General features: G+C 44.8%; 18 protein-coding genes. 17 read left to right on the top strand and 1 reads right to left on the bottom strand.

Translation table 11 applies throughout. The features are described 5' to 3' along the window. Positions 1-59: 59 nt before the first annotated feature. From KB559_RS05260 to KB559_RS05220, 9 genes are all read left to right on the top strand, one after another. Positions 60-524, top strand: coding sequence for a DinB family protein (locus tag KB559_RS05260; RefSeq protein WP_211020660.1), 465 nt, complete (start codon positions 60-62; stop codon positions 522-524). A gap of 26 nt (positions 525-550) precedes the next feature. Continuing rightward, positions 551-1,228, top strand: coding sequence for an HD domain-containing protein (locus KB559_RS05255; RefSeq protein WP_373316822.1), 678 nt, complete (start codon positions 551-553; stop codon positions 1,226-1,228). Between the two features lie 53 nt (positions 1,229-1,281). Next, positions 1,282-1,833 carry a hypothetical protein gene (locus KB559_RS05250; protein ID WP_211020658.1) on the top strand — a complete coding sequence of 184 codons (552 nt, stop codon included), beginning with the start codon at positions 1,282-1,284 and terminating at the stop codon, positions 1,831-1,833. Continuing rightward, positions 1,814-2,329, top strand: a complete 516-nt coding sequence (locus KB559_RS05245; RefSeq protein ID WP_211020657.1) for a GrpB family protein — start codon at positions 1,814-1,816, stop codon at positions 2,327-2,329. Before KB559_RS05250 ends, KB559_RS05245 begins: the two co-directional genes overlap by 20 nt. A 20-nt stretch (positions 2,330-2,349) precedes the next feature. After that, positions 2,350-2,742, top strand: a complete 393-nt coding sequence (locus KB559_RS05240; RefSeq protein ID WP_211020656.1) for a DUF6508 domain-containing protein — start codon at positions 2,350-2,352, stop codon at positions 2,740-2,742. Positions 2,743-3,226: 484 nt separating this feature from the next. Beyond that, complete coding sequence (gene mle / locus KB559_RS05235) at positions 3,227-4,069, top strand: alpha/beta fold macrolide esterase (protein ID WP_211020655.1); 843 nt, start codon at positions 3,227-3,229, stop codon at positions 4,067-4,069. Positions 4,070-4,187: 118 nt separating this feature from the next. Then, a complete protein-coding gene (locus KB559_RS05230) occupies positions 4,188-4,850 on the top strand; it encodes an NUDIX hydrolase (RefSeq protein WP_211020654.1) in 663 nt (220 codons plus the stop codon). Then, on the top strand, positions 4,825-5,181 hold the full coding sequence (locus tag KB559_RS05225; protein WP_211020653.1) for a VOC family protein: 357 nt from the start codon (positions 4,825-4,827) through the stop codon (positions 5,179-5,181). Before KB559_RS05230 ends, KB559_RS05225 begins: the two co-directional genes overlap by 26 nt. A gap of 81 nt (positions 5,182-5,262) precedes the next feature. Further along, positions 5,263-5,502 (top strand): hypothetical protein, encoded by a 240-nt coding sequence (locus tag KB559_RS05220; RefSeq protein WP_211020652.1) that lies wholly within the window; start codon positions 5,263-5,265, stop codon positions 5,500-5,502. Between the two features lie 80 nt (positions 5,503-5,582). Here the strand turns inward: KB559_RS05220 and lexA are convergent, their stop codons facing one another. Next, positions 5,583-6,209, bottom strand: a complete 627-nt coding sequence (lexA, locus tag KB559_RS05215; RefSeq protein WP_211020964.1) for a transcriptional repressor LexA — start codon at positions 6,207-6,209, stop codon at positions 5,583-5,585. Positions 6,210-6,383: 174 nt separating this feature from the next. Here lexA and KB559_RS05210 point away from each other — a divergent pair, with 174 nt between their 5' ends. The 8 genes from KB559_RS05210 to KB559_RS05175 all read left to right on the top strand — a co-directional run bounded on the left by KB559_RS05210 (position 6,384) and on the right by KB559_RS05175 (position 14,863). Continuing rightward, a complete protein-coding gene (locus KB559_RS05210; RefSeq protein ID WP_211020651.1) occupies positions 6,384-6,746 on the top strand; it encodes a LysM peptidoglycan-binding domain-containing protein in 363 nt (120 codons plus the stop codon). Between the two features lie 148 nt (positions 6,747-6,894). After that, positions 6,895-7,068 (top strand): DUF896 domain-containing protein, encoded by a 174-nt coding sequence (locus KB559_RS05205; RefSeq protein WP_211020650.1) that lies wholly within the window; start codon positions 6,895-6,897, stop codon positions 7,066-7,068. 53 nt (positions 7,069-7,121) lie between these two features. Next, the gene (locus tag KB559_RS05200; protein WP_211020649.1) at positions 7,122-7,658 is read left to right on the top strand and encodes a hypothetical protein; all 537 of its coding nucleotides are present in this window, start codon (positions 7,122-7,124) and stop codon (positions 7,656-7,658) included. A 57-nt stretch (positions 7,659-7,715) separates the two neighbouring features. Beyond that, positions 7,716-8,510, top strand: coding sequence for an HAD family hydrolase (locus tag KB559_RS05195; RefSeq protein WP_211020648.1), 795 nt, complete (start codon positions 7,716-7,718; stop codon positions 8,508-8,510). Positions 8,511-8,580: 70 nt separating this feature from the next. Beyond that, complete coding sequence (locus KB559_RS05190) at positions 8,581-8,985, top strand: FixH family protein (RefSeq protein ID WP_211020963.1); 405 nt, start codon at positions 8,581-8,583, stop codon at positions 8,983-8,985. Positions 8,986-9,345: 360 nt separating this feature from the next. Continuing rightward, on the top strand, positions 9,346-12,783 hold the full coding sequence (gene metH, locus KB559_RS05185) for a methionine synthase (protein WP_211020647.1): 3,438 nt from the start codon (positions 9,346-9,348) through the stop codon (positions 12,781-12,783). A 107-nt stretch (positions 12,784-12,890) separates the two neighbouring features. After that, positions 12,891-13,823, top strand: a complete 933-nt coding sequence (gene rnz, locus KB559_RS05180; RefSeq protein ID WP_211020962.1) for a ribonuclease Z — start codon at positions 12,891-12,893, stop codon at positions 13,821-13,823. Between the two features lie 230 nt (positions 13,824-14,053). Beyond that, positions 14,054-14,863, top strand: a complete 810-nt coding sequence (locus KB559_RS05175; protein ID WP_211020646.1) for a TIGR01457 family HAD-type hydrolase — start codon at positions 14,054-14,056, stop codon at positions 14,861-14,863. The last annotated feature ends 39 nt before the right edge of the window (positions 14,864-14,902 follow it).

Here is a 14,902-nt window from a genome sequence, read left to right as displayed (position 1 = left end):
AGCCTAATTGAATGCGTTTTCGCTTTGCCGGCTAAAAAAACGTAAAGGGGTTAGTTTCTATGTCAAATGAGGTAAAAGAACTGCTTATTACTTTTGAGGAATGGATCCAATTTGTTCAGTCCCTCCAGGATCAATCTGAAGAGTTTTGGCATTCAAGTATTGAAGCCGGGAAGTGGACGATCAAAGATATTGTCTGTCATATCATGCTCTGGGATAAGTTTTTTTACGAGGAAGCCATACATAAGATTGCTTCGGGCAAATCTATTACACTTAAACATACCGATTATGATGAATTCAATAATAAAGCTGTAGTTTACGCAAAGACTATCACTATAAGCGAATTGGTAGGGGAAACCGTTTCATATCGTGAAAAAATTAGTTCTGCCATTCGAGTTATGCCTGAGGAAATAATCAATCAGAATTTTAAAGACGGGGATGGAAACGATTTTAATGTGACTCAGTATTTAAAGGATTTCATCTGGCATGATCAACATCATATGAATCAAATAACCAGCTTAAGATAGATAGTTATCTGAAGTCGAGTCTTTTCGTGAACCGGAAAGGAGATCAAAAGATGTACAGCAATGAAGAACTTATCAAGCTGGCAGAAGATTTTGTGAAGGAAGAACTGGGCCCTGACCCGTCAGGTCATGATTGGTGGCACTGTGACCGGGTTAGAAATTTAGCTTTAGAAATTGCAAAGAACGAGCAGGCGGGCGCGGATATTTTTATTTGTGAATTGGCAGCGCTTCTTCATGACATAGCTGATGTTAAATTAAATGAATCAAAACAAGCAGGTATAGATAAAGTACGGAACTGGATGCAACAGAGGATAGATGATAAAGAATGCATAGATAAAGTCGTAACCATCATATCATCCATCTCATATAATGGCGGACAGAATAAACCAATGGAGACCATTGAAGGTCAAATTGTTCAAGATGCTGACCGATTGGATGCACTAGGGGCCATAGGGATCGCCAGGACCTTTGTATATTCCGGTTGGAAAGGACAGCTAATCCATAATCCCGAACAAGATTTCACGGATAAGGATTACAGATCGAATGGAAAAACGGCAATATACCATTTCTATGAAAAACTATTGAAATTAAAAGATTTGATGAATACAAATTATGCGAAAGAGTTAGCGGAGAAAAGACATAAATTTATGGAAGAGTATTTAAATCAGTTTTATCAAGAGTGGAATTTTAAAGAAAACCAACCCTAATAATGAGCAATGAACATCCGTCGAAATCTTTGAACACCTAAGGGAGATTATCAATGAAGTATTATTTGTATCACTACTATGAACGAGAGAATGGACCATTCAAAAATTTATCAAGTTTGTCTCTAGAGGCTGGAGAAGAGGTACTTCGAAAGTTAAAACAGGAGCCTGATGTATTTGCAAGCAATCGTTCAGACGATTATTTAAAAATTCGCAGAGAATTGGAAAAAACGGCCCGAGAACTGTTTATCGCTAAGGGAGGAAAACCGAAAAAGGAATACCCTCACTATATGACGCTTGGTAAATGTGAATGGATCCAAGGATGGTATAAAGATGGGTGCGAACTTCGCGTAGATCTAGAGGAATTTAGTCCTGAGATTCTAAGTTTTACGTATGGGGACTTGTTTCCGACAATGAGATATAAAGACGGTAAAGAGTATAGGGGACAGGTATACACAAAGACAGAAATTATGGACCTTATAAACCGGTACGGACTACCCCAACAATGGAACCCGGAAGGGAAGAAGGGGCCGGAAAGGTATGTTGAAGTACAAATATGGGACGATAAAGCATTAAGGGGGACGTTTAATGAAGATTCGTCTTACTGAGTATGATGATAAATGGATTCATAAATACGAAGAAGAAGTCAATTTATTAGAGTTGATCTTTGGCGAAGAGATTATTACTTTTGAGCATTTCGGAAGTACGTCAGTTCCAGGAATGAAGGCTAAACCCGTCATTGACATGATGTGTATAGTTAAGGACATTAATAAAATCGACAGCTTCAATGAGAAAATGAATTCGCTTGGGTATGATGTAGCCGGGGAGTGGGGGTTACCCGGAAGAAGGTTGTTTCGAAAAGGCGGGGAGAACCGAAGTCATCATATCCATTTTTACCAATTTGATAATCCGCAAATACATAGGCATTTGATCTTTCGAGACTATTTGAGATCACACCCGGATGAGGTTGAACTTTATACAAACCTGAAGGTAGAATTAGCGGAACGATTTGATGATACAAGTTTTTATAGTCAAGCCAAAAAACCATTTGTTAAGGAAATGGAGAATAGAGCGCTTCAATGGCATTCGAATAAGAACCAATAATAGAAGAGTGGGGAAAAGACATGCCATCCAACGGGAGTATAACGAAAGAAGAGATTAAGATATTAATTGACTATCTTGAATTCTTTCAGAATACGGATAGTATCTTTTTTACTGTGGAAAAAGGTTATTGGGTAGAGAGCTCAGAAGTCAGTGAGTTTAGAAAACAGCTAAGCGATACTAATTTCTTAATAGTTTTTGATTGGGTTCAATGGATTAGTGACAATAAAGAATTTAAAGATATAAACAACGATTTGTACAGTGAAATCATGAATGCAGATCTAGAAACACTTAGAAAATTAATGACTAGCTATATTCGGGGAGACAGATTTAACGAAGGTTTGTTTATAAATGTGATTTTAAAGGGGCATGTCACCAATATTTTATTAAGACTTCAAGAGCTCTCGAGATCCTAAGGGAGCCTTAGTAAAAGTAAAACAAATGATGATCCTAATAAATCTGTGTAAAGATCGCGAGAATTCTAAGGAATTACCAAGGGTTGACATGGAAAATAATTGATGTTACCATCTCTTTATCTGATACGAACGGAGGGGTTACGTGTGTTAAACTAATTCTTCGAAATTCTTTGCACAATGAATATTACAATGCTTTAAGGCTATTTGTGTGCATAGTAATCGAAGAATGGTTTGCCTGCGCGGTAACCTAGATATGTTATATGCGAGTGAGAACAGCGGTAACTCAATTCTCATATTGCATAGACTGGATTTGAAGAAAATGTAACGAAATTTATAAGGATCTATTCTTTTACTGACCTAATAGAGTCTGTCATTAGAATAATCTATTTATTTCGTACATTCTCCATTTCCTATTCGATTACTGACAGCACAGGCCAATAGCCTGTGTTTTTTGTTTTTAATATATATAATTGGAGGGATTTACGTGAACGAACGAATTATTGAAATAGATGGCATTAAACTGTGCTCGGATACTTTCGGAAAACTGAATGACCCGGCTATTTTGCTCATTATGGGTGCCCAATCCTCGATGATTTGGTGGGAGGAAGAATTCTGCCAACGATTAGCAGATGCAGGTCGTTTTGTTCTTCGTTTCGATAACCGCGATGTTGGACGTTCAACCACTTACGAACCCGGCCAACCGAAGTATACTTTCGAAGATATGGCTGATGATGCCGTAAGAGTATTGGATGCTTATGAAATAAAACAAGCGCATATCCTGGGCATGTCCATGGGCGGGATGCTGACTCAAATGATAGCTCTTCGGCACCCGGAAAGGGTTATAACAATTACCCTCCTTGCCACGTCGAACTTTGCTTCGCATCTCCCTCCGATGGAGGATAAGGTAATGGACTTTTTCTCGAATATAGGGGATATAGATTGGAAGGACGAATCATCGGTAATCAAATTTACGATTGATAAATCAAGGATTCTTGTGGGTTCAAAGCATCTTTTTAATGAGAAGAAAATTGGTGTTTTGGCTGCAAATGAATTTGCAAGAGGCAGCAATATGGCCAGCATGAATAATCATGCCTTACTGGCAGGCGGGGAATCCTATCTAGCTAGGACAAGTGAAATTAATGTGCCCGCTCTGATTATACACGGCACGGAGGACCCTATCATTCCTTTTAAACACGGACAAAATCTAGCCAAAGAAATCCCGGGCGCAGTGTTACTTTCATTGGAGGGTACCGGGCATGAACTTCATTATGATGACTGGGATTTAATCGTCGATTCTATTGTAGAGCATACTTCGAGATCAAACTAATTAAGTTAATACTGTAATGGTCGCCCCAATCTATGAATTGTGCGGTCCATAGGCTGGGGCGTTCCTAACTACTGAAGTGTTTAAGAGGTCGTTATAACAAAAACAGGAGGTTGTTGTTATGGATTCTGAGCTTATCAATATTTTTAATGATCAAAGAGAGCCGATAGGTGTCGCAACTAGAAAAGAAGTCCATAAACATGGTTATTGGCATGAAGCTTTCCATTGCTGGTTTATAAGTAGGGATGAGTTCGATGACTACATCTATTTGCAACTCAGAAGTGAACATAAACGGGATTATCCTAATTTATTTGATATTACGGCCGCAGGCCATTTATTATTTAATGAATCTGTAGCGGATGGAATAAGAGAGATTAAAGAGGAGACCGGCATTGACGTTGCTTTCCATGAATTAATTTCATTGGGTATACTCGATTATATTGTAGTAAAAAATGATTTTATTGATAAAGAAATTGCTCATGTATATTTACATAATTACAACAGGCCGCTTGATGATTTTACGGTTCAAAGTGAAGAGGTTTCAGGGATGTTTATGACGCGCTTTTCTGATTTTTATGAGCTGTGGATGGGCCAACGGGATCAAATAGATTTGCAAGGATTTGTTATGGATGAACAGGGAAATAGAATCGAAGTAAATAAAGTGGCGGGAAAAGCACAGTTCGTCCCTCATGATGAAGAGTTTTACAAATTAATAGTTGATAAAATCAAGAGTTTCCTAGAGCTTGAGGAGGGATCCTATGAAAGTAAAACGAATAGTCGCTAACTTTTATACAGAGCAAACTGAAGCAGCTAAACAATTTTATCAGGAAATTCTGGGGTTAGATAACTTAATGGATCTTGGATGGATAACTACCTATGGTTCCCAAGAAAAGATGGACGTGCAAATCAGCTTTATGTCTGAAGGAGGGAATTCAACGGAAGTGCCCGATATCTCGATCGAAGTAGATGATGTCGAAGAGGCATTAAATCGAATGAAAGAGGCGGGTTTTTCAATCGAGTATGGACCGGCTGATGAGCCTTGGGGTGTCCGCAGGTTTTTTGTTAGAGATCCATTCAATAAACTTGTAAATATTCTTACTCATAAACCTCGCTGAGAGTAGTCTAAGACATTGATTCGTGATTACAATTCCATTGTAATAATCAAGTCCAACATCTTTCCTTATTACCCATCATGCATGGAGCATGGTGGGTTTTTCGATTTTCAGTTAGGTCTGCTAAAACAAGGCTTCTCAAAGACCCAAAATTTCATCCATGATTTTTGTTTTTTCGGGCACTCTAAGGGCAAGGAGCTGATGGACATGGTGCTTACCCTGAAAAAATACCACCGTCGCAGACTTTGGCTAAGAAAGCTGTGGCGGGGCGAACGGTCAGGATTGAACCGGCAGTTACAAAATGATGATATGTGGCCTGTGTAAAGGAGTTAGAAATTTCAGAACTTATTGCAAACAAAAGAGGCTGCCCATAATAGGGAAGCCTCTCTGCTTAATAGCAATAATTAGTGCAAATCACGGAATAGTCCGACAACCTTACCAAGAATGCTCACATGCTTCAGACGAATCGGTTCCATCGTAGGATTCTCCGGCTGTAAGCGGATGTGATCCTTCTCTTTGTAGAAGGTCTTAACGGTTGCTTCATCGTCTTCGGTCATGGCAACCACGATATCGCCGTTATTGGCTGTCTGTTGCTGCCTTACGATCACATAGTCTCCATTATGAATCCCGGCTTCGATCATGCTGTTTCCAATAACGGATAACATGAAAACTTCGCCATCTGCTGAATAATGATCCGGCAGCGGGAAATAATCCTCTATGTTCTCGGTGGCCGTAATCGGTACACCTGCAGTAACTTTGCCAACTACCGGAACGCGAGTCACGCTATGAGCGAACATTCCGATCGTATCGGAGTCATCCTGACCCAGAAGCTCGATGGCCCGAGGCTTAGTCGGGTCGCGGCGGATGAAGCCTTTCTTCTCAAGCCGGTCTAGATGGCCGTGTACCGTTGAGCTGGAAGCTAGTCCAACTGCTTCGCCGATTTCACGTACGGAAGGAGGATAGCCTTTCATTCGGACCTCGTTGCGGATAAATTCTAGTATTGCCTGTTGACGGCTGGACACCTTGGACATAACGATCATCAACCCCATTAGTAACGTTTGGAAAAATTATAACATAGAACTTCCGTTCGTACAAACATAAGTTCTAAATAAGAAGGGAACAATTGTTCGAAAAACTATTGAATCAAACAAGTGTTCGTGTTATATTAAAAACAAATATAAGAACATTTGTTTGGAGTGATGAATATGCTGAAATACAGTACATATCAAAGTATCTATGATAAACCTCAAGCGACCCGTTCCAATTGGGTTGATGGAATAAGAAGTTCGAGGCTGGGCAGAAGTATGGTTAAGATTGCTTTGTTGCTGATCGTATTAATGTTGACAGGGACAGGGGTTGTCTCGGCTTTTGCGGCGGCTTCCGATGGACATGACCGGACTGAATCAGCTACGTTCGTGGTGAGACCCGGAGATACCTTGTGGGAAATTGCCGTTGATCATAAACCTCGCGGCAAAGACACCAGAGTTTATGTTGAAGCCATTAAACGGATTAACGGGTTAAACAGCAGCGGCATACAGGCGGGCGACACTCTAATTCTCCCAGATTAAGCATATAATTGCGTGAACTTTCCTTTATATATATGAATGTTTTATTAAGAGCTTGGTACAAGGGCAACTCGCCTTGACAAGCTCTTTTTATCATGTCAAAGTAAGAATTGTTGCCTTATGAAATATTTAAAGAAACAGGAGGGAAACCATGGATATAGATACATTGGTGAACCGTATTAATGAACTGGCACGTAAAGATAAAGCAGAGGGTTTGACCGAAGACGAGATGCTGGAAAGAGCCCAACTGCGCGAAACTTACTTGCAGAACATACGGAGAAATTTCCGCCAACAGCTCGAATCAATCGAAATCGTGGATAAGTAAAGCATGGCCGCCAGGCCTTGCATACATAACCATACATTTTAGGAGGAAAGATCATGGCTTCGTTTGACAGAAAGGTAGAAAGAAATCAGATTCGAATGAACAAAAAGGGGAAGGGTCCCAACCTGAATAATAACCGCGGAGGACAAAACTCCCGGAATGCATTGGGGTCTAAGGGTGAAGGTGATATTTTCAAGGGACGGAATCTGATCTTGCCTGCTGTCTTGGTACTGTTAGCTCTGCTGTATGCTGCGGTTGGCCTGGTTGGAAGCGCTTCGGAAGTAAATTCGGGATTGTTTTGGTTGACGATCGTGCTGTATCTCATTTTGGCACTGGCTATTTTCCTTAGAAAGCCGTATTTGCGGATTAACAAGGAATGGCTCTATACCTCCAAGTTCAATCGGGATAAGATCTTGCAAGCGAGCAACATCAGCAAAATCAAAATTGATCGCAGCAAAGTGATGATCGTACCGAAAGGGAAAGAAAATAACTGGGTATTTTTGCGCGTTCGCAACCGTTTTGATACGGCAGCTATGGGTGATCGCTTGGAACAATATGCAAAAGTCCATCATGTAACGTTTGAACGGGAATAGAGACAGATAGCAGGTTTTTTATGAGCTGAATATATTCGGGGGAGAGTGTAAAGAGAAATGGCGATTAAAGCGGTATGTTTTGACCTGGACGATACTTTATTGTGGGATGAGCGAAGTGTGAGAGAAGCGTTTGAAGCGACTTGCCTCCGTGCTAAGGATGCTGCCGGAACCGATCCGGCTAAGCTGGAGCAGGCGGTGCGTAAAGAAGCGCGTGAGCTTTATGAATCATATGAGACCTTCCCGTTTACGAAAATGATCGGAATCAATCCTTTTGAGGGATTATGGGCGAATTTTACCGCCGGGGAACAACCGGAATTTCGCCAGCTTGAACAGCTCGCTCCGGTATACCGTAAAGAATCCTGGAGACGCGGTTTATTGGCTTTGGGAGTAGACGACGATGTCTTGGCTGGAGAACTGGCGGAGCAGTTCGGCCGGGAACGGCGCTCGCGTCCGCATGTATATGAAGAAACCTTTACCATTTTGAACGAATTGAAGGGAAATGTGAAGCTGTTGCTCTTAACGAACGGTTGCCCGGCCCTTCAACAGGAGAAACTGGATGGAGTGCCTGAGCTCGCCGGTTATTTTGATGCGATCGTAATTTCCGGAGCATTCGGCAAAGGTAAACCCGACTCCACGATTTTCCGCCACGCTGTGGAACGTCTTGGCGTTGAGCCTGAGGATAGCCTTATGGTAGGGGATAAGCTGACTACCGATATTTGCGGCGGGTTGAGCGTCGGAATGACGACAGTATGGGTCAATCGTGACGGGAAATCCCGTACGGATGAAATCGTCCCTGACTATGAGATTCAGCATTTATCTCAACTGCACGATATTATTGCTAAATTTAGTTAATTTATCAAAAGTCTAAGTTGTATTGTGATCAAAAATCAAAGAGTAATTAGGAGGGAATAACTTGAAAAGGATGTTCTGGCTGCCGGTCAGCCTTGCAGTGCTGCTTCTAGTGCTGGGCGGTTGCGGTAAAAAAGAGAATGAAGCTCATCATGCCTCTGCCGACAATAATTTGGAACCGATCAAAGTGGAGCTTAAAGTCGATCCGACCGAGGTTCAAATCGGAGCAAAGGTAACTTTTGAGGCAACTGTGACACATCAAGGAAACAATGTGGATGATGCCAGTGAAGTGATGTTCGAATTTTGGAAGGACGGCGACAAGGACGAGGACCATAGCAAGGAGATCGTAACCGGATCCGGAAACGGGAAATATGTGTTCGAGACCTCTTTTGATGAAGCGGGCCAATATCACGTCATTTCCCATGTTACCGCTCGTGACCAGCATTCCATGCCTTCCGCCGATTTTACGGTGAAATAGGAACAAGTTATTCCTTACAGTAAACTCAATAAAGGCTGCCTTTATTCCGATGGGAGGAGGCAGTCTTTGTTTATAAAGGAACTGACCTTTAGCTGATGTATGAATTCACGAACTTTATTTAGCATAAGGGTGAGTTTGTTCGTGTTTTGTATCCTGATTTTATTTATGGGATTAATAAGCTTTTTTATGGGCTGTACTCCGCTTTGTTCATGGAACCGCGTGCAGCCGGCTTATATTATTTTGCGGTAAAAAACCCATCAGTTAAGGACTGGCGCGGAGTACAGAATACATATTGTGTCTTTCCTTAAACGCTGCATTCTGATAAACTAAAACTTAACGTTTTACGGGAGGGTATTGATCATGAGTAAACCTAGCTTGGAATCCTTAATGAAAGAACGAATATTGATCCTTGATGGAGCGATGGGTACCATGATCCAACAAGAGAATCTGACAGCGGAAGATTTCGGAGGCGATGAGCTGGACGGCTGTAACGAGATTCTTGTACTCACGCGTCCTGACATTATACAGTCCATCCACGAGAGATATTTAGAGGCAGGGGCCGACCTGATTGAGACAAATACGTTTGGCGGGACCTCCGTAGTGCTTGCCGAATATGATTTGCAGGATCGGACGCGGGAAATCAACCTCGCCGCTGCACGCCTTGCGGTTGAGGCTGCCGAGAAGTACAGTACACCCGACAAGCCGAGATATGTAGTCGGTGCACTGGGTCCGACGACCAAGACTTTGTCCGTAACCGGCGGAGTAACGTTTGATGAATTGATTAACAGCTATGAGGAGCAGGCTGCCGTCCTGATCGAGGCCGGGGTGGATGCACTGATGCTGGAGACGTCGCAGGATACGCTGAATGTTAAAGCCGGCAGTATCGGGATTACACGCGCTTATGCTTCAACCGGTAAAAAGCTTCCTCTTATGATCTCCGGAACAATCGAGCCTATGGGAACGACGCTAGCGGGTCAAAATATTGAATCTTTCTATATTTCGCTGGAGCATTTAAAGCCGATCTCCGTCGGTTTGAACTGCGCAACCGGCCCTGAATTTATGCGGGACCATGTGCGTACGCTGTCCGAGATGGCGAAGGCAGGCGTAAGCTGTCATCCCAATGCTGGCTTGCCGGACGAGAACGGCAACTATCACGAATCCCCGGACTCACTGGCCCAGAAGATGGCAGGCTTCGCGGAGCAAGGCTGGCTGAACATTGCGGGCGGCTGCTGCGGAACGACGCCGGCTCACATCAAGGCGCTTGCCGACAAGATGAGTCAGTTTAAACCCCGGGCTATCGCCGGGACTCATCCGCCTGCAATTTCCGGAATCGATCCGGTATACGTCGAATCTGCAAACCGTCCGTACATGGTAGGCGAAAGAACCAACGTGCTCGGTTCGCGCAAATTCAAACGGCTTATCGTGGAAGGCAAATATGAAGAGGCTTCGGAAATCGCACGTGCTCAAGTGAAGAACGGCGCCCAGGTTATCGACGTTTGCGTCCAGGACCCGGACCGGGATGAAGCCGAAGATATTAAGTTATTCCTTGAACTGGTCGTTAAAAAAGTTAAAGTTCCTTTGATGATCGATACGACCGATCCGCAGGTACTGGATTTGGCGCTCAGCTATTGCCAAGGCAAATCGATAATTAACTCCATTAACCTTGAAGATGGAGAAGAAAAATTCGAGAAGGTAACCCCGCTTATTCATAAATACGGCGCGGCCGTTGTAGTCGGTACGATTGATGAAAGCGGTCAGGCGATTACGCGGGAGGACAAGCTGGAGGTCGCCAAGCGTTCGCATGACTTGCTGGTCAACAAGTATGGCCTGAATGCCGAGGATCTTATTTTTGATCCGCTTGTTTTTCCGGTCGGTACGGGGGATGAGCAGTACATCGGCTCTGCGAAGGAGACGATCGAGGGCATCCGTCTTATCAAGGAGGCTTTACCTGCCTGTCATACGGTTCTCGGTGTAAGTAACGTGTCTTTTGGCTTGCCTGAAGCGGGTCGGGAAGTGTTGAACTCCGTCTTTTTGTATGAGTGCACCAAAGCGGGCCTGGATTATGCGATCGTCAATACGGAAAAAGTGGAACGCTATGCTTCCATTCCTGAAGAGGAACGCCGATTGGCGGAGGAACTGATATACAATACGAATGATGAAACACTTGCCGCATTTGTGGCTGCATTCCGCAATAAAAAGGTAGAGAAACAGGTCAAGGCCGTCAACTTAACCCTGGAAGAGCGTCTTGCTTCCTATGTAGTGGAAGGGACAAAGGAAGGACTCCTGCCGGATCTGGAAGAAGCCTTGAAGCGGTACAGCGCTCTTGAGGTCATTAACGGACCGTTGATGGCGGGGATGGAGGAAGTCGGAAGGCTCTTCAACAATAACGAGCTGATCGTTGCGGAGGTTCTGCAAAGCGCCGAAGTTATGAAGGCGTCAGTAGCTTATCTTGAACAATTTATGGAAAAGAATGAGACGTCCGTCAAAGGCAAAATTCTGCTTGCGACCGTAAAGGGAGATGTCCATGACATCGGAAAAAACCTGGTAGAGATCATTCTTTCCAATAACGGTTACCGGATCATAAATTTGGGTATAAAAGTACCACCGGATCGCATTATCGAAGCCTGCCGGGAAGAGCTGCCAGACGCGGTTGGCTTATCGGGTCTTTTGGTGAAATCCGCCCAGCAAATGGTAACGACGGCTCAAGATTTGCGAAATGCCGGCATTGAAGTGCCGATTATGGTAGGCGGCGCAGCTTTAACGAGAAAGTTCACCAGAACGCGGATCCGTCCGGAGTATAACGGTCTCGTTCTTTATGCGAAGGATGCCATGGATGGCCTGGATTTGGCGAATAAGCTGATGGACCCTGAACACAGGGAGTTAATCCGTCAAAATATAGAAGCCGAGAAGACGGCGGATGCGAATGCCGCGCCAGCGGCACCGTTGCCGGAATTAAGCCGTGCGGTAAGATCGAACATCTCGACGGATGCGCCGGTGTTCATTCCGCCGGATTTGGATCGCCATGTGCTTCGCGATTATCCAATTAACCATATCATTCCTTATATCAATATGCAGATGTTATTGGGACATCATCTTGGACTGCGGGGATCAGTGGATCAATTGCTGGCCCAAGGAGATGATAAGGCCGTACAGTTAAAAGAAACGGTCGACACGATCCTTCAAGAGGCCATTAACAAGGGCATTATTCGCGCCCAGGCCATGTACCGGTTTTTCCCGGCCCAGTCATCGGGCGATGACATCTTGATCTACGATCTTAACGATACTACAAAGATATTGAAAACATTTACGTTCCCGAGACAGCGTGTGGAGCCGTTCCTGTGTCTTGCTGATTTTCTGAAGTCGGTCGACAGCGGCGTCATGGACTACGTCGGATTCCTGGTAGTTACGGCGGGACAAGGTATACGGGAATTGTCCGATCAATGGAAAGAGAGCGGGGATTATCTGCGATCCCATGCGCTGCAGTCCGTTGCGCTTGAAACAGCTGAGGCGTTGGCCGAGCGGGTTCACCACATTATGCGTGATATTTGGGGCTTCCCGGATCCGCAGGAGATGACGATGAAGCAGCGTCATGGCGCAAGATACCAAGGGATTCGCGTATCCTACGGCTATCCGGCTTGTCCGGATCTGGAATACCAGCAGCCGCTGTTTGAGCTGATGCAACCCGAAGATATCGGGATTCATTTGACGGAAGGATTCATGATGGAGCCGGAAGCTTCCGTATCGGCTATGGTGTTTGCTCATCCGCAGGCCCAATATTTTAACGTGGACAAAGCTTAAAGATATTGGCCAGGAAACCCTCCGAATCTTCGGAGGGTTTTGGCAATAATATTGGTACAAATGATATGTGTTTCATATAGATGAAAAGCAGGATGGGAGGCATCGTGATGGAATTGTATTTTATGGGAACCAACGCCGGGGTACCTTCCCTGGAGAGGAATGTAACGTCACTCGCGCTCCGTTTGCTGGATGAACGTCGTTCCTTTTGGCTGTTTGATTGCGGGGAAGGAACCCAGCATCAAATTCTCCGCTCCCCGCTCAAATTGAGCAAGCTGGAGAGTATTTTTATTACCCATTTACATGGCGACCACCTCTTTGGCCTCCCCGGTCTGCTCTCGAGCCGGGCTTATCAGGGAGGGGATACCCCATTGTCCCTTTACGGCCCGCCGGGGCTTAAGAAGTTTGTAAATACCGCCATGGATCTCAGCGAATCACGGATCAGCTATAAAATAGACATTGTTGAGCACGAAGGCGGCTGTTTGTTTGAAGATGCTACGTTCCGGGTGGAATCGGCGAAGCTGGATCATCGGATCTCGAGTTACGGGTACCGGGTTATCGAGAAGGATCTTCCGGGCAAGCTGGATATTGAATTGCTTAAAAGCCATGGCATTACCCCGGGACCCCTATACGGTAAGTTGAAAAGAGGAGAGAGTATTGTTGCTCCCGATGGAACGACCCTAACTCCTTCCGAAGTGCTTGGCGGTCCTAAGAAAGGGCGAGTCGTGACAATCCTTGGGGATACCCGGCCCTGCCCGTCCGTGATCCCATTGGCGAAGGATGCGGATGCTCTTGTGCATGAGGCGACTTTTTTGCATGAGCTGGCGGATACCGCTCACACGTATCATCATAGTACGGCAAGGCAGGCTGCGGAGGCTGCTAAAGAGGCTGGTGCAAAAAATCTTTATCTTACGCATTTCAGCTCTCGTTATAAATATGAGGATCAGCTGCAAGGACTGCTGCATGAAGCGGAGATGATATTTCCGAATACGAAGCTAGCGCGGGAACATGTAGTGTATCCTGTGCTGCGAAGCGGGGAATAAAGAGGCTGATCCGCAGAATCTGAATGATTATTTTCCGGGAAAGCGCAGGAAATGACAGGCAGTATCAATCTTTTCCATATGGGCCGGTCCCAAATTTGGCCTGCTTCGATCTCTTTCGACGAATGATAGTCATGATTTCTATATTTTGACACAAGAATGGCGAATTAAGGGCGGGAAATTTGCTTGCCCTTTATTAATATATGTACAATGAGAAGCAAGAGGGTGGAAACATGAATACAACCAACCTATCCTGGAAGGCATATTTAATCGACCTGGATGGAACTTTATACCACGGCAGCCGTATGATACCTGAGGCTGATCGTTTAATCACCGAACTGCAGGATAACGGCATTCCCTTTTTGTTTGTGACGAACAACTCGTCACGAACTCCGGAAGATGTCGCTGAACATCTTAAAGCGATGGGGATCCCGGCCAAAGAGGAGCAGGTATGCACCTCAGCCGTCGCCGCAGCGGAATATATCGCCGGACAAATGCCGGGCTGCAAGGTGGCGCCGATCGGGGAAACCGGGTTGATTACAACGTTAAAGAATGCTGGATTGACACTGGATAAGGAGCATCCCGATTTTGTCGTTCAGGGGATTGACCGGAATTTTACATATGAAACCTTGACGAAAGCTGCCCGCTGGATCCTGGGCGGTGCCCGCTATGTATTAACTAACCCGGATCTTCTGCTGCCGTCCCAGGACGGTCTCATGCCGGGTGCGGGTACGATTTCAGCGGCCATTCGGGCTGCGTCCGGCGTAGAGCCGATCGTGATCGGCAAGCCGTCGGATATTTTGATGAAGCACGCTATCGCACGTTTGGGGCTTCGGAATGAAGAGGTTGCCGTTATCGGAGACAATATGCTGACCGATATCTCGGCGGGCGTAAATGCCGGCTGCGGCACGATCTTGACACTGACCGGGGTAACAACAGCAGAGAACTTGCCTAGCTTTGTAGCTTCCTCAGGTGTTAATCCGGATTTAATCTGCAGCAACCTGGATGAAGTCCGCAAGCTGATTTGTAATAACTCACACTAATACACGCTAATTTACATTGTAAAACGAAAGGGAAGATGA

The organism is Paenibacillus sp. Marseille-P2973 (assembly GCF_018101095.1).
GTDB lineage: Bacteria > Bacillota > Bacilli > Paenibacillales > Paenibacillaceae > Fontibacillus > Fontibacillus vini.
The sequence above is the reverse complement of the archived record's forward strand: the minus strand, read 5'-3'. Positions and strand labels throughout refer to the sequence as shown.